Annotated in this window: 19 protein-coding genes; 10 read left to right on the top strand and 9 right to left on the bottom strand. The window is 31.9% G+C overall.

The window, feature by feature from the left end:
• Positions 1 to 166: 166 nt before the first annotated feature.
• Positions 167 to 1,909, top strand: a complete 1,743-nt coding sequence (locus BED47_RS22155) for a B12-binding domain-containing radical SAM protein (protein WP_069035499.1) — start codon at positions 167 to 169, stop codon at positions 1,907 to 1,909.
• An 868-nt stretch (positions 1,910 to 2,777) separates the two neighbouring features.
• Positions 2,778 to 3,125, top strand: a complete 348-nt coding sequence (locus BED47_RS22150) for a DUF3905 domain-containing protein (RefSeq protein ID WP_069035498.1) — start codon at positions 2,778 to 2,780, stop codon at positions 3,123 to 3,125.
• Between the two features lie 62 nt (positions 3,126 to 3,187).
• On the opposite strand, the gene BED47_RS22145 is transcribed toward BED47_RS22150, so the two are convergent.
• Complete coding sequence (locus tag BED47_RS22145; protein ID WP_175403537.1) at positions 3,188 to 3,589, bottom strand: DinB family protein; 402 nt, start codon at positions 3,587 to 3,589, stop codon at positions 3,188 to 3,190.
• 215 nt (positions 3,590 to 3,804) lie between these two features.
• On the opposite strand from BED47_RS22145, the gene BED47_RS22140 reads away from it, so the two are divergent.
• Positions 3,805 to 4,284: a spore coat protein gene (locus BED47_RS22140; RefSeq protein WP_069035496.1), complete on the top strand. Its 480-nt coding sequence runs from the start codon at positions 3,805 to 3,807 to the stop codon at positions 4,282 to 4,284.
• Between the two features lie 28 nt (positions 4,285 to 4,312).
• Here BED47_RS22140 and BED47_RS22135 read toward each other — a convergent pair whose 3' ends face one another.
• The 6 genes from BED47_RS22135 to BED47_RS22110 form a co-directional block, all read right to left on the bottom strand.
• Complete coding sequence (locus BED47_RS22135) at positions 4,313 to 4,819, bottom strand: DUF3189 family protein (protein ID WP_069035495.1); 507 nt, start codon at positions 4,817 to 4,819, stop codon at positions 4,313 to 4,315.
• Positions 4,820 to 4,843: 24 nt separating this feature from the next.
• Positions 4,844 to 5,512, bottom strand: a complete 669-nt coding sequence (locus BED47_RS22130; protein WP_069035494.1) for a DUF421 domain-containing protein — start codon at positions 5,510 to 5,512, stop codon at positions 4,844 to 4,846.
• Between the two features lie 98 nt (positions 5,513 to 5,610).
• The gene (locus BED47_RS22125) at positions 5,611 to 6,831 is read right to left on the bottom strand and encodes an NAD(P)/FAD-dependent oxidoreductase (RefSeq protein WP_069035493.1); all 1,221 of its coding nucleotides are present in this window, start codon (positions 6,829 to 6,831) and stop codon (positions 5,611 to 5,613) included.
• A 131-nt stretch (positions 6,832 to 6,962) separates the two neighbouring features.
• On the bottom strand, positions 6,963 to 8,042 hold the full coding sequence (gene phaC, locus BED47_RS22120) for a class III poly(R)-hydroxyalkanoic acid synthase subunit PhaC (RefSeq protein ID WP_069035492.1): 1,080 nt from the start codon (positions 8,040 to 8,042) through the stop codon (positions 6,963 to 6,965).
• Positions 8,043 to 8,089: 47 nt separating this feature from the next.
• Complete coding sequence (locus tag BED47_RS22115) at positions 8,090 to 8,833, bottom strand: 3-oxoacyl-ACP reductase (protein WP_069035636.1); 744 nt, start codon at positions 8,831 to 8,833, stop codon at positions 8,090 to 8,092.
• 21 nt (positions 8,834 to 8,854) lie between these two features.
• Positions 8,855 to 9,367, bottom strand: coding sequence for a hypothetical protein (locus BED47_RS22110; protein ID WP_069035491.1), 513 nt, complete (start codon positions 9,365 to 9,367; stop codon positions 8,855 to 8,857).
• Between the two features lie 208 nt (positions 9,368 to 9,575).
• Here BED47_RS22110 and phaQ point away from each other — a divergent pair, with 208 nt between their 5' ends.
• The 7 genes from phaQ (at position 9,576) to BED47_RS22075 (ending at position 16,614) form a co-directional block, all read left to right on the top strand.
• Positions 9,576 to 9,995 carry a poly-beta-hydroxybutyrate-responsive repressor gene (phaQ, locus tag BED47_RS22105; RefSeq protein ID WP_069035490.1) on the top strand — a complete coding sequence of 140 codons (420 nt, stop codon included), beginning with the start codon at positions 9,576 to 9,578 and terminating at the stop codon, positions 9,993 to 9,995.
• Between the two features lie 47 nt (positions 9,996 to 10,042).
• Positions 10,043 to 10,552 (top strand): hypothetical protein, encoded by a 510-nt coding sequence (locus tag BED47_RS22100; RefSeq protein ID WP_069035489.1) that lies wholly within the window; start codon positions 10,043 to 10,045, stop codon positions 10,550 to 10,552.
• A 63-nt stretch (positions 10,553 to 10,615) separates the two neighbouring features.
• Positions 10,616 to 11,059, top strand: coding sequence for a MaoC family dehydratase (locus BED47_RS22095; protein WP_069035488.1), 444 nt, complete (start codon positions 10,616 to 10,618; stop codon positions 11,057 to 11,059).
• 90 nt (positions 11,060 to 11,149) lie between these two features.
• A complete protein-coding gene (locus BED47_RS22090) occupies positions 11,150 to 11,338 on the top strand; it encodes an alpha/beta-type small acid-soluble spore protein (RefSeq protein WP_069035487.1) in 189 nt (62 codons plus the stop codon).
• Between the two features lie 185 nt (positions 11,339 to 11,523).
• Positions 11,524 to 12,891, top strand: a complete 1,368-nt coding sequence (gene nagE, locus BED47_RS22085; protein ID WP_069035486.1) for an N-acetylglucosamine-specific PTS transporter subunit IIBC — start codon at positions 11,524 to 11,526, stop codon at positions 12,889 to 12,891.
• Positions 12,892 to 13,412: 521 nt separating this feature from the next.
• Positions 13,413 to 14,510 carry an SDR family oxidoreductase gene (locus BED47_RS22080; protein WP_069035485.1) on the top strand — a complete coding sequence of 366 codons (1,098 nt, stop codon included), beginning with the start codon at positions 13,413 to 13,415 and terminating at the stop codon, positions 14,508 to 14,510.
• Between the two features lie 1,240 nt (positions 14,511 to 15,750).
• Positions 15,751 to 16,614 carry a CAP domain-containing protein gene (locus BED47_RS22075; protein ID WP_069035484.1) on the top strand — a complete coding sequence of 288 codons (864 nt, stop codon included), beginning with the start codon at positions 15,751 to 15,753 and terminating at the stop codon, positions 16,612 to 16,614.
• A gap of 92 nt (positions 16,615 to 16,706) precedes the next feature.
• Here the strand turns inward: BED47_RS22075 and BED47_RS22070 are convergent, their stop codons facing one another.
• Together BED47_RS22070 and BED47_RS22065 are read right to left on the bottom strand one after the other, a co-directional pair.
• Positions 16,707 to 17,405 (bottom strand): copper homeostasis protein CutC, encoded by a 699-nt coding sequence (locus tag BED47_RS22070; RefSeq protein ID WP_069035635.1) that lies wholly within the window; start codon positions 17,403 to 17,405, stop codon positions 16,707 to 16,709.
• 10 nt (positions 17,406 to 17,415) lie between these two features.
• A complete protein-coding gene (locus BED47_RS22065; protein ID WP_069035634.1) occupies positions 17,416 to 18,324 on the bottom strand; it encodes an RluA family pseudouridine synthase in 909 nt (302 codons plus the stop codon).
• Between the last annotated feature and the right edge of the window lie 21 nt (positions 18,325 to 18,345).

The raw sequence follows: 18,345 nt of genomic DNA, 5'->3' as shown, positions 1-18,345 counted from the left end.
TAGGAGGAAAGTATATTAGAGGCACTAAATTACCCTAATAAATAAGTAATTTGATATTTGTATTGCTTCTTTACTTCATTCATTTTCTATTTCGCTTTTGAAAATTTAGTAATCTCAATATTTTATGATAAAATAAATCGATAATAATTTAGAACGAGGTATATAAATGAACATTGTTTTAGCAACATTAAATGCAAAATATATCCATACTAATTTGGGTATTCGATACATTAAAGCGTATGCTCAGCCTGAATATGATATAGAGCTTGCAGAATATACGATTAAAGACCCAAGTCTTAACATCATTACAGACTTATATAAACGTAAGCCGAAAATACTTGGTTTTAGCTGCTATATTTGGAATATCGAACAAACAATTGAAGTCATCCGTATGTATAAAAAAATTGATCCTTCCGTTATTATTTTTGTTGGCGGACCAGAAGTAAGCTATGATGTGAATTATTGGTTAGATCGCGTAAAGGAAATTGACATCATCACAATTGGTGAAGGAGAAATTACTGTTAAGAAATTAATTAAAGCTATTGAAAACGGAAATGATTTTACTTCCATAAATGGCATTGGTTATCGAGATGAAGGAAAAAATATCATTAAACCACAAACAGAAAAATTAGACTTAACATCTATTCCATCGCCTTATCGATTTAAAGAAGATTTACCATTTCTAAGTAAAAGAATTCAATATATTGAAACAAGCCGAGGTTGCCCGTTTAATTGCCAGTTTTGTTTATCTTCTATTGAAGTTGGGGTTCGATATTTTAATCGAGAGGTTATCAAAGATGATATTCGTTATCTTATGGCAAATGGAGCGAAAGTATTTAAATTCGTAGACAGAACTTTTAACATCAGTCGTAGTTATGCAATGGATATGTTCCAATTTTTAATTGACGAACATGTGGAAGGAACAGTATTCCAGTTTGAAATTACTGGTGATATTATGCGACCAGAAGTCATCGAATTTTTAAATCAAAATGCTCCTAAAGGCTTATTCCGATTTGAAATAGGCGTTCAATCTACAAATGATGCTACAAACGAACTAGTTATGAGAAGACAAAACTTTGAAAAGCTTTGCAGAACCGTCACACTTGTACGAGATGGCGAAAAAATAGATCAGCATTTAGATTTAATTGCTGGTTTACCAGAAGAGGATTACAATTCATTTCGACAAACATTCAATGACGTTTTTGCTTTAAGACCAGAAGAGCTGCAACTAGGGTTTTTAAAAATGCTAAGAGGCACTGGAGTACGATTAAGAGCGCATGAACATGATTATGTTTATATGGATTATGCCCCGTATGAAATATTAAGTAATAATGTACTATCATTCGATGATATTGTGAAAATTAAGCAAGTTGAAGACGTACTCGAAAAATATTGGAATGACCATCGAACAAATAGTACAATTGAATATTTAATTAAAAATGAGTTTGAAAGTCCATTTGATTTCTTCCAATTATTTGGTTCTTATTGGGAAGAACGCGGTTGGTCAAGAATCGGCCATCAGCTTGAAGATTTATTTAAGCGTCTGAATGAGTTTTTAACTCATTATAAAATTAAAAACGATACGATTGTTAAAGATATTATGAAAATTGATTATTACCTAAATCATAAATATAAACCGCGTAAACCTTGGTGGGACGAAGTTACAAACCATGATTTTGCGAAGGATCTTTATAAACGAATTATCGAAAATCCTGAATATTTAGGTTCAGATTTTATTTCACTTAATTTAAATGAAAAAGAAATTTATAAGCATACAATGATTGAATCTCTTTCATTTGATATCGAACATTTCTTACTAACTGGAGAATATAGAACTGGTAATTATGCGATGCTAGTTTATTTCTCACCTAAAACATTATCGCCTTCATTTTTTACAATTGAAGCATAAGTAAAAGAGGACAATATTCATTTTGGATATTGTCCTTTATGCTTTTTAAAAAAAAAGAAGTTGTCAATTAAATAAGAATTTCTTGTTGATTTCCACTACGGGATGCTCGCTTTCCATGGGGCATGAGCTGAGCCTCCTCGTTCCTGCGGGGTCTCACCCTTCCTGCATCTCCCATAGGAGTCGAGCATCCCTTCGTTCCAATCAACTCTTCAAATATAAGAATTAATCTCTAAATCAAAATAATTCTCATTTTAAAGAATTGTCTTTTTATTAACTAAAACATATACCCAAAAGTCAAATTCAAATTCTACTTATGCAAATTAACATATACAAATATGGTAAACCCCTTTATAACATTTTTTAATCAAACGAGTACATATTCAGTGACTATTATTGAACATAAAATATCATTTTTTGATGATTTATTTATGATTAAATGTTTAATGTACCTGAGTGGTTTTGCTATACCAACAAATTCTAGAATTTGTTATTCGATATTAATACAACATCAGACTGATTATTAAACTGTAATTTTACTCTAAGTAAAGGATATTAGATTGTTTTTTTAGTGTATACATTTTTTTATGAATAATTTGATTGGAACGAAAGGTTGCTCGACTCCTATGGGATAAGCGGGAAGGCTGAGACCCCGCAGGCTTGCCGAGGAGGCTAAAGAATCTCGCCCCATGGAAAGCGAGCACCCTGTAGTGGAAATCAACATCACTATACTCCTTTAACGAATATTTGGTAATTAATTGACAAGATTGTTTTTCAAAAGCGTGAGAACAATATTCATTTTGGATATTGTCCTTTTTGTATTGAATTTACTAAATAGCAAATAATAATTTGTAAGTAGAGGTGATATATAATGAATAGAAAAAATGAGAAAACTGAAATTGATTCACCGGTAATGAATGATACTTTACCCCATATTTCAAATTTTCCTTCTTTTAAAGGGACAGACATTAAAATGGAAGAACCTTTTGTAAATTCAAAGGGTGTAGTAATTGGGGACAGTAAGTATAGCTCTCCTAACTCTCCATTAAATAATTGGTCGGATGATGTTGATCCATCAGTTATGGCAGGCGACGAGTGGGTTCATCCAACAAATGATATTGGTTGGGCAAGTGCAGAAAACACAGACTTATTAGAATCAAGAAAACGAGAACAGCCTGCTAAACAATTTATGCATCCACAGCACGAAACGAAAGACTGATTGAAATGCAAGATTTAGGGGATCGGAAGAAAGTATCATAACTTCTATCCCCTATTTTGTCTTTAAAATAGTGCGATTTTAATATCGTCCTTTTTTTGGACTAGTAGCATATGTAATTGCGCTCTGTGGTGTGTGAAGTGGACTAAAATCTCTAATAGCCATTCGAATTTTGAATATTGAAGGCCCCAATATGAAGTAGATTTTTCAACTAACTCTTTTTCTTTCATATTAAAATAGCATTCCTTTAATTCATGAAAATTTTTTTGTAATAAACTTTTCATTTCAACTAGTGATTTACATTCAACCCCGGTATAGTATTTAACCATTATTTCTTGACTAGCACCGCTCATAATTTCCATATCAGCACCAATAAGCTCACTTAGATGTTGGACTAGCTCCCCAATCGATTTCTTGTCCTTAACCGGTCGGAAATTTAAATCTTCCTCATTAATTAAATCAATCATTTCTAAAACACTCTTTACACATAAACTCAATTGATGAATCACATTTTCAATATACATAAGTTTGAGCGGGACAAGAATGGCGGAATAGTTCTAGATCAATCCCTCAAACAATTTCCTATCTTCTCCCTTTTCCTCCCTTCTGCTTAAACTTTACCTTTTTTTGTCATAAAACCATTCCTTACTGAATAGGCTTGTACCATAAAGGAGGGATCTTGATGAGAACATTGGCTTGGCATGAAACCTTAGAATTACATGAAATTGTTGCTACAACTACTTACTACTTATATAAGCTTAAAACAAATATAAAAAATATAAAAGATTCAGGATTAAAGGAATTATATAAAACTTCTATTACATTGTTTGAAAATAACTTACGGGATTTACTAAAATTTATGAGCAATATTACGATTGGGGAAAGGGATGCAGCAAGCGATAAACTAGCAAGCGAAATGAGTGCTGAAGATTTATTATCAGCAACAAAAGTATTAACAAAAATGTATGCACATGCACTTACAGAAACAGCTACTCCTGATTTAAATAATTTATTTATTAAGCATCTTGTATCGGTGAACAATTTGCATACTCAAATTTTTAGCTATTTATCAAAACAAGGTCAATATTCCGTATTTAATATTAATAAGTTAATCGAAAACGATGCTAAAAAAGCAATGGATGTTATAAATATGCCGTATTAAAAAATGGACGTAATAGAACGTCCATTTTTTAATCTTTGTTGAAGTTTTTATTAGATAAGTCAGTAACCTTTTCAGCTGCTATATGATGATATCTTTTTGTATTTTCAACTAATTTTATCAAATTAAGATAAGTTTGCTTAGCCCCTAATACAAGTAATGGAACCCCAATAAAATCGATATGTAAAAATCTTGATGTAAAACCACCTAAAGTCATAGCTAAAGGGACTGTTGGTGATGTACTTGATAAAATAATTTTATCTTCTTCATTTAATAAGATTTTCCCTAAACTTTCGATCGCTGTTGGCACATTTTTAGTATATCTTTTCGCAACTGTATACACTTGGTCCCCATTTTCATCTTCACCGTGATAAAATAGTTTTCCACCATCTTTTGGTTTTAGTTTATTAAATAAATAGGTATTCTTTACTTCTTCCGTTGTCGGCTGGCGATCAAGTGGTAATTGCTTTAAATGATATGCAGCAGCCAAAGGTGAAGAATGCGTACCTCCAAAACAGTAATAAATATAATATTTCATTTATCTCATCCTCAAATTTTTATATTAATACGTATGTAAATGTAATTGCTTTGAATCCCATTCTGCAAAGCATACTTGTTTAAGTGATAAATTTGACTCAGAAAGTTTTTTATGAACCCACTTTTCATCTTTTTTCAACGAGTTAAGAGCTCTTTTAATTATTTTTCCATCACTAATTATGACAACAGGTAAAAATTCTTTTTCCATTTGAATTTTTAAATCCTGTTTAGTTGGGGTATCAAAATTTGACTTCTTCAGGACACTAATCGTGCCGTCATTTTCTAAAATAGCATATGAAACTTCACTGACTGCAAAAGTATCCTTTGCTCTTAGCAATTGCATCAATTGGTCAGTATCCAAACGATTTCTTTTCAATTCTTTCCATTGAATTGCTCCGTGTTTAATTACAACAGAAGCATCACCTTCTAAGAACTTTCTTGCCCACATTGACTTTTGTGTCAAGATCTCAGTTACAAATATTAATGCTCCCCAAACAAAAATACTAAAAAGAATTTTTGGTAGATTTGCTTCCTTATCATATATTCCATCTCCTAGTATATTTCCTAACACTAGTGACGAAATCAAATCAAATGGCGTTATTTGTGTAATTTGTGTTTTCCCATTAATTTTAACGACAATAAAAAGAGCTATATAACCTAAAAACAACTCTGTAAACATTTCATGATAACTCATGTAATACACTCCTATATTTTTATTACCTATTAAATTTTCTTACTACTTTACTCTTTTTATACATAAAAATGGTAATTGATTAACATTCTAATTAAAATTTAATGATTCATATAAATAGATGCGTCTGGATGAGACCCCACAGTAACTAGATCTTTTAGTATTTTAGCTAGTATGTAACTATAAACTGTTCCATTGCCTCCATAAGCCATTAAAAAAAGGCAATTAGGATATTCATCGTATTGTCTAATCATTGGTAAGCCGGAATGTGTTCCTCCAAATGTACCTGTCCAAAAGTATTCTGCTTTAGCTTCTTTATAATGAGGAAACAACTCTATTAAATTTTTTATTAGCAGTTCTTTTTTATGGAATAACATAGATTCACGTTTTTCTGGTATTATTGTAGGTTCGTCAAGTCCTCCAACAATTATTCTTCCGTCAACTGTCGTCCGGAGATATAAATATGGTCTTGCCGTCTCCCAAATTAAACAATTTTCATACCATGCATTGCTTTTTTCTACTAGAGGTTGTGTTGCAATCGCAAATGTTGAAGTTAAAATTGCATTTTTCTCACTTTTTATCTCCATCGATTCATAACCCCCAGCAAAAATAACTTTTTTTGCTCGAACCGTATGTTTATTTTTAGTAAAAAGTTGTACCCCTTCATCTGTACCGATGATCCGAGTTACCTCTGTTTCCGAATACACCTTCAATCCTCGTTTCAGAGCATATAAAAGTAAGCCGTGTGCGTATTTATACGGATTTACTTCAGCGTCATCCCCTGTGAACAGTGCAGCTTCCTTCGTAAAATTAAACTTTTCTTCAATTTGCGATTTTGTATATCGTTCAACAGTAAAACCATTTTCTTTTAATGTTTTATATTCCAAATCAATCATTTCTTTACCATCTAAATTACTAGCATAGTATAAACTTTTTCTTTTTATAAAATCAGGATTAATATCAATGTTTTTTGACATTTCTTCAAGACCTTTAATTGCCTCTACACATAATTGATAATGACGGACAGCTATTTCTTTTCCATATGAATGAATAAACGAATTTAAAGTTTTGTCATTAGAATATTGTAAGAGCCCCGTATTTGCACTAGTGCTTCCCTGTACTACTTTTTTTCGTTTATCTAGTAAAATGACTTTAGCTCCTGTTTGACTTAGGAAATATGCACATAAACTCCCTGATTCACCACCTCCAACTATTACAAAATCACAATCTAGATCTTCATCGAGTGGATTTATATTTTCTAGTTCTGGATGTGAATCAGTGTAAGTCGTTGGCCAATACAAGGTCCCACTAATACTTTTCACGTCTTCTCGTCTCCTTTCTTCGAATCATATTTAAGGTAGTTTTTGTCAGTTGAATAAAAAAAATCCCACTTTTTTAAAAGTGAGATTTTTTAACATAATATTATGAATGAATATCTAAAAATTTACTGAAATTATGATCTTTCAGCTAACCATTTACCAATTGTAGGATATGTCGTTTTTAATGAAACAGGTCCAAACATGATTGATACATGGCCCGATGGAATCGAAACATACTGCTTATCTACGCTAGAAATATGCTCATTTAATGCTTCAACTTGGCAAGGCATTGCAATATGGTCCTTCGTAGCAGAAATATTTAAAACATTAGCTTTAATGTTTGATACATCTACTTTTCTTCCTCTAATTTCTAAGTCACCGCTTAATAATTTATTTTGTTGGTAAAACTCTCTGATCCATTGGCGATATGCTTCACCTGGGAATGGAATACCATCTGTAACCCATTTTTGCATTAACTGCCAAGACTTAATAAATTTTGTATTATCAGAGCGATCCAATAATGTTACATAAGGTCCAACAAAATTAGTAACTGGTTTTAACATTTTGTTACCAAAATCGATCATTTCAGGAGGTATATTCCCTAATGTATCAACAGCTTTATCAAGTGCAAAGTATTTTTCATTTAAAAATGCACCATATAAACCTGTATCTGAAAAATCGAATGGACTAGTTACAAAAATTAAGTTTTTAATTGGTGCATTTTCATAAAGTGATGCGTAAATACTTGTTAACGTACCACCCATACAATAACCTAACAGCGATATTTCTTTTGCACCTGAAAAACGAAGTACTTTATTTACCGCTTTCGCAATATAGTCGTGAATAATATCGTCAAATTTCAAATGACGATCTTCATGAGCAAAAGTTCCCCAATCTAATAAATAAACATCAAATCCTTCATTAACAAGATACTCAACAAAAGAGTTCCCCTTTGTTAAATCAAGAATATACGGTTTATTAATTAGAGCGTAGATAAGAAGGATTGGAGTCTTTTTTACCTTTTTTGTAGTTGGAATATAATGATATAATTTACTTTTATTTTTCGTCCAAATCACTTCTTTAGGAGATTGACCTACTAAAGGTTCTCCCTCTTTAATAAGAATATCTGCAGTTTTCTTCAATCTTTTGTATGATTCTTTTAATCCGCTCGGAAGCGATTCCGTTGCTTCTTCTAACAATTGTGAATTAAACACACATTTCCCCCCTTTTGATCTTAAAAAAGGTCATCTATAAGTAAGACTTAAACGTAAAGTCCGCCATTAACATTAATCTGTTGACCAGTAATGTATTCTCCGCCTTCACATAAGTAAATAACAGCCTTAGCAATCTCTTCAACTGTACCAAATCTTCTTTTTGGTATTCTTGATTTAATTTGCTCTTGTACATTTTCCGGAATTTCTCTTACCATGTCAGTTTCAATAAATCCTGGACATACAGAATTTACTGTAACGTCTGTTTTAGCTAATTCAAGAGCTAATGATTTAGTAAATCCAATCATTCCTGCTTTTGCAGCTGAATAGTTTGTTTGACCGAAACCGCCTGCTTGACCTATTACTGATGAAATATTAATGATACGAGCATTATCAGATTCTAATAAGTATGGTAAAGCAGAATTACATGTGTTATAAACGCTGCTTAAATTCACATCAATAACCTCGTGCCAATCTTCTGCACTTAGTTTTTTGAAAGAACGGTCTCTAGTAATACCAGCATTATTAACAATAACGTCTAATCGGCCAAAATGCTCAACTGTACGATCAATTAATGCTTTTGCTTGATCTAATTCAGCAACATTAGCTTGAACTGCTAACGCCTCATAACCGTTTTCAAAAAGTTCATCTACAACTGCTTTTGCGTCTGCTTCGCTATTATTATAATTGATAACAACTTTTGCACCTTTTTCTGCTAAAGCAAATGCTATCGCTTTTCCAATCCCTTTTGCTCCACCTGTTACGATCGCTACACGATTTACTAAATCCATTATCATTTCTCCTTTTTTAACTAATTATTGTTTTGTTGGTTGTTTAGTTGTTAATTGTTGTAAAAGTTGTTCAATATTAGCCATTGAAGACTTTAGTTGTTCAATATTTTCCATTGAAGACTTTAATTCACTAACTTGTTGATGAATTGATTTGGTTTCAGCTTTTAATTTTGTAAGATCTCGTTTTACTGTCACAATGTCTAACTCTTTTTTCAATGCTGCTACATCTAACTCAGGTTGAGAATCTAAAAATAATTGATCTTCTAATGTATCTACTTTCGATTCTAAATTAATCACTAAGCTAGCTACATTTGCGATATCTTCTTTGGAAGCAATATTTGAAGCTTCTAAGAAGGTTTTTGATTGGTCATTCAACATCTTTTTACAGAATAGATTAAAATCTATTACAGAACCCATCCACTCGGAAAATTCTTCTTTCTGAACATATTCGTTCATCATTTTTCCAAAGTATTTTTCATTAACATCATACATTTGCTTCCACATTTTCAATGGATCTGAATAATTTTGCTCTGACATGTTAATCCCCCTCACTACTTTTAAGTATAGAAAACAAGCTAACGACAAAACAATCCAATGTTTTCGTGATATTTCTACATTTGTTGTCGAAATTTGTTTTTTAATATTCATTATATTTAAAATACATTGACAATAAATTTAACTAAGTGTAAATTACACCTAAGGGATGATGATTCCATTACTACGATATAGGGGGGAACATAACTTTATGACAACAAATGAAAAGGAAACAAGCAAAAAAAACAAACAAGAAACCTCTGAATCGATAACATTGCCTAAAAACTTCTTGGTTCCCTTTCTACTTCTTAGCCTTAAGCAATGGAATATGCATGGCTATAAATTAATGCAAGTATTATTTGATTTAGGTTTTACTACGCTTGATTCAAGTAATGTTTATCGAATTCTAAGACAACTTGAAAAAGAAAGTTATATTAAATCTAGTTGGGAATATGGAATGGAAGGTCCGGCAAAGCGAATTTACTCTATTACAGATGCCGGAGAGGAATATCTAAAAACTTGTCATAATTCATTTACTCAATATAATCAGATGCTCCAAACATTTTTTTCGATTTACACAAATTCATTCTTTCCATTTAGCAACTCTGATCAAAGTTTTAAAGATGATTGAAATTGCAGCAATGCATTCAATAATAAATTTTTTTGGAGGAAATACTAATGACTGAAAAAACAATCGAATTACAAACTGAACTTGCAGCTGAGAATTTTCAAAAAATGCTTCAATATTTATTAGACAATCAATTACAAATTCAACAATGGACAGAGTCTTTATTTCAAGAACAAGCAAAACAATGGAAAACTTTAAACGAGCAAGTGCAAGTACAACAACAAGAGTCTTACGAGCAATTCCAAGAAATGATTAAATTATTAAATGAAATTAAGCCTACAATTAATCAAGAGACTTACGAAAAAACTTGGAAAAAATTAGTTGATCAGTTTGCTCCATACCAATCTTTATGGACAAATATGAATCAAAACCCATACCAACCGTTTTTTCAAGCTATGAGTACATTTTCAAATCAACAACAACAATTTTTTCAACAGTTTTTTAAACAACCATTAAATAACACACCTTACACTGCATGGACGAACATGTACCAACAGTTCCAAAAAACACAAGAAGATTGGTTTAAAAACTTACAAGAATTCTCATTTACAAAACTATAATCAATATAGTTAAACAATTTTCTTGATTAGCTATACATTTCATCAAGGAGAGGAAGAAACAAAATGAATGTTTTCGAAAGTGCAAGAAATGTACAGGAAGTTCATTTTGACTCCATTTCAGTTGGTGACGAAGCTACTCTCGAAGTTAAAATTACTGCAGAGTTAATTGAACAATTTGCTGCAATTTCAACAGATGTAAATCCAATTCACTTATTAGATGATTTTGCAAAAGAAAGCATCTTTAAAGAAAGAATTGCACATGGCATGTTGATTTGCAGCTTTATTTCCTCAGTATTAGGTACAAAACTTCCCGGCAAAAACACCATCTACTTATCTCAAGAAGTATTTTTCAAAGCACCAGTAAAAATTAATGACACAATTAAAGTAATCGTCAGTGTTGTACGTAAAAGAGATGATAAAAAATTATTAACGCTCCAGACGAATGTATATAATCAAGAGAATGTACTCGTAGTTGAAGGATCAGCTTTGGTTAAAAAGTTAACATAACCCTAATATGACTGTATTTACCAAGCATGAGAAAACCCTAAATGTAAAAAATAGAATTGTAAGCTATTACTTACAGAAAGGGAGATAATCATGACAAGAACAAATAAATTATTAGTTCCAGGTGTAGAACAAGCACTTGATCAATTTAAATATGAAATCGCTAACGAATTCGGTGTAACTTTAGGATCTGATACAACTGCTCGTTCAAACGGATCAGTTGGTGGCGAAATCACTAAACGTTTAATTGCTCAAGCAGAAAGTCATTTAAGAGGTCTTTGATTGAAGTAATACAAACTATATAAAATGGCTTAATATAGGGGAAGATTTGATTCTTCCCTTTTTATTTTTATTTTTTTTGGAAGAAAATAGCATTTTTTATCTTAACTAGTTGTATAGACAAGTTGAAACTTTTAGGTTAATATTGAAAGCGTAATCATTATAATAATTTTCGGAGGGAAAATAATATGCTTAGTTTCTTACAACGTATTGGTAAAGCATTAATGCTACCAATCGCTGTCCTTCCAGCTGCAGGACTTTTACTGCGCTTTGGACAACCAGATCTTCTAAACATTCCGTTTATGGCAGCTGCTGGTAATGCAATTTTCTCTAATCTTCCATTAATCTTTGCAATCGGTGTTGCAATCGGTATTTCAAAGGATGGAAATGGAGCCGCCGGTCTTGCAGGTGCAATCGGTTACTTTGTATTAACTGCAGGTACAACTACGATAAATAAAGACATTAACATGGCTGCCCTTGGTGGTATTATTACAGGGGTTGTAGCTGGTCTTCTTTACAACCGTTTCAGTGGTATTAAATTACCTGAATGGTTAGGATTCTTTAGTGGCCGACGATTCGTTCCAATTATAACGTCAGCTACTATGCTCGTATTAGCAGGAATATTTGGTTATGTATGGCCAACAATTCAAGATGCTATTAACTCAGTTGGTAACTGGATCATTGATATTGGTCCAATCGGAGCTGCAGTATTCGGTTTCTTAAACCGTATTTTAATCCCACTAGGATTACATCACGTATTAAATACAATTTTCTGGTTCAACTTAGGTGACTTTACTGATGCTGCTGGTAAATTAGTTCACGGTGACTTAAACAGATTCTTCGCTGGTGACAAATCTGCTGGTGCATTCATGACTGGTTTCTTCCCTATTATGATGTTTGGTCTTCCAGCTGCTGCATTTGCAATGATCGCTGCTGCAAAACCAGAAAGACGTAAAACGGTTGCAGGTATGTTTATTGGTCTTGCTTTAACTTCTTTCTTAACAGGTATTACTGAACCAATCGAATTTGCATTCATGTTCATTGCTCCAGTACTATATACGTTCCATGCAATCTTAACTGGTTTATCAATGGGTATCGTAAATGCTTTAGGAATTAAAGATGGCTTTACATTCTCAGCTGGTTTCATGGACTACATTCTGAACTACAATATTGCAACTAAACCAATTCTATTAATCCTAATCGGTTTAATCTTTGGTGTAATTTACTTTATCGTGTTCTACTTCGCAATTAAGAAATTTAACATTAAAACACCAGGTCGTGAAGACGACGAAGATGTTGAAACTGATGAAGTAACAACTGAAATTGGTGATTCATTATACCTACAAGCTTTAGGTGGAAAAGAAAACTTAACAAATATTGATAACTGTACAACTCGTTTACGCTTACAAGTAAAAGATGCTTCTAAAGTTAATGAAGCACTTCTTAAAAAAGCTGGTGCTCGTGGAGTTATTAAATTAGACGATAAAAACGTACAAGTAGTTGTAGGTACAAACGTAGAGTTTGTTGCTGAAGACTTGAAAAAACAAGTTAAATAATTGATTTTAAAAGCTTGTCCATAATGGGCAAGCTTTTTTTGCTCATGAAGGGTTTATGGGTTAGTAAATAGATCAATGCTTGAAGCTTACTTATTCAAAAGGGTTCTTAAGGAACCATATGAGCTATATCATGTATTATACTTCCTCATAAGCGGTTCATGAGGAACTTTATATGCTAATTCTTGAATCTTACTTACTCATAAAGGGTTCATGAGTAATTAAATGAGCTATATCATGAATTTTACTTACTCATAAGCGGTTCATGAGTAACTAAATAATCTAAATCATGTATTATACTTACCCATAAGCGGTTCATGAGTAACTAAATAATCTAAATCATGTATTATACTTACCCATAAGCGGTTCATGAGGAACTAGATAGCCTAAAACTGGAGTTCTACCCTCCATAAATAGAGAAGATCAAAATATGTTTATTATAATAGAAGCAACTTCACATTAAATGCATATTTCTTTAATAATATAAACAAAGGGATTTATTTTACATAAAGTAGGTGGCTAGAATGGAAAGAACATACTTTATTACTGGATTTCCCGGATTCATTTCGAAGCAGTTACTCCTCAAAATTCTAGATAATGAAATGTCTTTTCAAAAAATTTATCTACTCATTCTTCCTAATACTGAAAAACAATGCCGAGACTTTTTATTAACATTAGATCAAAAGTATCCGGATTATTCTCTTTTAAAGATAGAACTTTTATGTGGAGATATTACCAAGAAAAACTTTGGGCTCAGCCTAAAAAATCTTAATGTCCTTATTAATGATCTAACTGACTTATTTCATTTGGCTGCCATTTATGACCTTGCAGTCCCTAAAAAAATTGCATATGAAGTAAATGTGAAAGGAACAATAAACGTAAATGAATTTGCACTTAAACTAAAATCTTTGAAGCGTTACACCTATTTTAGTACTAGCTATGTCTCAGGAACTCGTGAAGGAAGAATTTATGAACATGAATTAGAAATGGCACAAACATTTAAAAACTTTTATGAAGAAACGAAGTATTATGCTGAAATAGAAGTTGAGAAACTAAAAACACAACTTCCAATCACCATTATAAGACCTGGAATTGTAGTTGGTCATTCAGAAACTGGTGAGACAAGTAAATTTGATGGACCATATTTCATTTTAAATTTCTTTACAAAACTTCGCTATTTACCTATCCCTCAAATAGGTAAGAACAATGCTTATTGCAATTTCATTCCCATTGATTATTTAATTAATGCTGTTTACTTTTTAAGTCATGCAGAAATCGGAGTTAACAAAACTTATCAAATTACAGATCCCTCTCCTTACCCTGTACAAGATGTTTATAAAGATTTTCTTTCCTATTATTTAAACAAAACTACCGTAGGCATAATTCCAATTAAATTTATTAGTCCTCTCCTTTCAATCCCATTCATTAGACGTTTACTAAAAGTAGAAAAAGAAGTTTTATCTTATTTTAATTGTAAATCGGAGTATGATTGTATTAATACTTTAACTGATCTACAAAATACAAATATTAAATGTCCGGACTTTAAAGATATACTTCCTGTTATTACAAATTATTATAAAGTGCATAAGTCATTGATCGAGAAGCATGTATTAATTAGGTAAACCGGATTATGTAATTTCGCTTCTATATATATAGGAAAAGTTTAAAGGACACTAATTTTAATTAGCGTCCTTTCACGTTGTTGAAAAACAACCTTGTCAATTAACTTACCAAATTTTCATAAAGGAGTAGAGTGATGTTGATTTCCACTACAGGATGCTCGCTTTCCATGGGGCGAGATTCTTTAGCCTCCTCGGCGAGCCTGCGGGGTCTCAGCCTTCCCGCTTATCCCATAGGAGTCGAGCACCCCTTTCGTTCCAATCAACTTATTCATCAATAAGAAGTCTGCAATAAAAACTAATCAAATAGCCTTTATTAAGCGTATCCTATCAGTTGTTTATTAATTTGTAGGTCAATTAAGATCGAACATTAATTAATAAGCTAATCAACTGAATTTATTTTTCAAAAAATTAGCATATAATATTTCTTACCTTATAAAAAAACTTACTAGTGTTATTGGTATCATAAAATTGCTCAATCATATTAAAATTTAAAACCATTAATAGATAGCTCAACCAAAAATTATCATTTCATCATTAATAAATGTTCATTTAATGTCCGTTTTCTCTATTGACCATTTTATATTTCAACACTCTGAAAGGACACTAATTTAATTAGGTCCCCTTTTATTCATAAATAGCTCTATGTAATTTTAGTGTTTTGTATTTTCTCTTCTATTATTAATGATTTTTTTCATATCCCATTTAAAAAACGCTAAGTATGTACAATAATTCGCTTTATATGGTCTTTTCAATTTTCTTTTCTAAATCCTAGCTTATAATTTAGGGATATTTGTTGAAATTGTTGATGTATACATTCTTTTAATCATTCCTCAAAGGACTTTCCAATATAAAACTGTATAGAACTGGACTAGTATCATCAATAAATAATTTCAAATTATTCACCCTCAATACGTTCTTTACAGAATGATTACAATCGTAACTGAATAACAACAAAACTGGATTTTTCTTCCTGTATTATAACGTGAGAATAGGACGTTTTCTTAACTTCAAACTTTTTTAATGGAAATTTTAAGCAAAAATTTATGATACTTATTTAATATTATTCTAGTAAAATAGTTGTCATAACAACGATTTTTTTTATTTCTGTACTAAAACAGTACTACCAAAAAAATCCTCAAATTTGCCTCCCCATTATTTCCCATAATTATGTCATGCGTTTTCATGCTAAAGTATTACTTGTACAGCGAGACAATAACCAAACAAATGGAGGAAGAAGAACATGAAAAAAATCGTAACTTTATCAACTGTGGCTGCTACTCTACTAGTGGGTGCTCCTGTAGGTGCCGTAAACGCAGCGACTATTACAAAGGATACTACTAAATCATATACACAACATATCAACTTAAATAATTTAAACTCTTTATATAATTATTTTAATCTACCAAACTTAGAAACTTCAAATGGTACTATTAAAATCGATTTAAGTAAATTATTAAACAGCAATGGTATTGATATGACTAAACTACAAGATGCTATTAAGCAACAATTAGGACAAGCATCTAAGCCAGCTAACTCAGGAACTACACAACCATCAGCTCCAACAACGCCGGCTAAACCTGAAACACCAACAACAAAACCGACGGTACCAACTACACCATCTAAACCAACAACGCCGTCAACATCAACACCATCAACACCATCAAAACCAGCAACTTCAACACCATCAACACCATCAACACCATCAACACCATCAAACACAGCATCATTATCAGCTTATGAATCTAAAGTAGTTGATTTAACAAATGCTGAGCGTACAAAAGCTGGTTTAAAACCGTTTACTGTTAATGCAACATTATCTAAAACAGCACGTTTAAAATCACAAGATATGACTGACAAAAATTACTTTGATCACACTTCACCGACTTATGGATCACCATTTGATATGATGAAACAATTCGGAATCACTTATAGCTATGCAGCAGAAAACATTGCTAAAGGTCAAAAAACACCTGAAGAAGTAGTTACTGCTTGGATGAATAGTGCTGGTCACCGTGCAAATATCTTAAATCCTAACTTAACTCAAATTGGTGTTGGTTATGATTCAAGATCAAATGCTTGGACTCAACAATTTATCGGTAAATAATAAATAACATTTGAATAAAGCTGTATTCTAAGTAGTCCGTTTTTGCGGACTACTTTTTTATTATGTGAAAATAATTTTGATCTATTCAAAGATTATTTGATTGATCCTCGTACTAACCTACTTCGCAAACTTTCCATTAAAGAAGAATCAATTTCTTCAATTGCAGCGTTATTTTTCCGAACCCCAGAACCGAAATGTATTTCTTCTACATTCGTAAATTCAATGAAATCTGATACATTTTCAATAGATAATCCGCTTCCTGCTAAAATTTTTATATTCGATTTATTTGTCAGTTCGATCATACTTTTTATTGTTTCTTTCCCATCAATAGCACTAGCAACACCGCCTGATGTTAATACATGTGTAATCTCAGGGTATTGTTTCAATGTATCAATAGCTGATAACAGATCATTTGATTCATCTATTGCTCTATGAAATGTAAAGTTCATATTTTTTACACGAGCTGTTACTTTTTTTAAAAGCTCTTCATCAATTGTATTCTCTTTTGTCAAGGCTCCAAAAACAATACCAGCTGCTCCGATCTCATTACATACATCAATATCACTTAAGATTACTTCTTGATCATATTTATCATATAAAAATGAACGACTATGTGGTCGAATCATTACATGTACTGGAATTGAGACACTTTGAACAACTTGTTTAATTGTCGCATAGCTTGGTGTCAATCCTCCCTCTTTTATTCCAGTAACTAATTCGATGCGATTTGCCCCAAACCTTTCTGCATCTAATGCATCTTTTACGGTTGTGGCAATGACTTCTAATAACATTTCATTCATCTCACTTTTCGTTAAGTATTTGTTTTATGTCGGCTGGGTATGAGATATCAATCGATAAATTTTCTTTTGTAAAAGGATGCGTAAATTGTACATTACTAGCGTGTAATCCTTGACGATTCAATAATTTTTGTTTCCCACCATACAATAGATCTCCAATTAATGGATGACCTAAAAAACTTAAATGGACTCGGATTTGATGTGTTCTGCCAGTATCTAACTGACATTCTAATATCGTTATGTTCAACTTTGAGATATATCTTATTTTTTTATAATGTGTAATTGCTTTATCGCCTTTTGGAGATACCCTTCTTCTGGTAGGATGATGTCGATCCCTTCCAATCGCTTCATTTATTGTACCTTTAGGTGATTTAACATTCCCTTCAACTATAGCTGTATAGGTACGTTTTATTTTACGATGACTTAACATCGAATCTAGAATTGAACTACTTAATGCATGTTTAGCAAATACCACTCCACCTGTTGTGTCTTTATCGAGGCGGTGTATATGGCGTACTTTTGTTTTTAATCCATTTTCTTGAAAATGAAATGCTACCCCATTTGCTAATGTATTTAACTGTCCTTTTTCATTCGGATGTGTGTCGACTCCAAACGGTTTATTAGCAATAAGTAAATGTTCATCTTCGTAGCAAATCTCAATAGATTGTTCTTGTGGAATTACACCATAATCTTCTTCTATGTACAACTGCATTTCAACTTGGTCACCACTTAAAAGGATTGTATTCCAAGGTTTAATTTCTCCGTTAATCTTACAACCTTTTGCCATCCTTAATTCATGTAATAACTTCTTTGGAAACTGCCACACATTTTTTAAATATGACTCTACTGTTTGATTTTTATGTTCAATACCTATTATTACCTTAAACCATGGATTTTGTTGCTTTAACTCCATCATTAATCACCACTTTCAATA

It is taken from the genome of Gottfriedia luciferensis (assembly GCF_001712755.1).
Classification (GTDB): domain Bacteria; phylum Bacillota; class Bacilli; order Bacillales; family Bacillaceae_G; genus Gottfriedia; species Gottfriedia luciferensis_B.
This window is presented reverse-complemented; position numbering and strand designations above follow the sequence as displayed.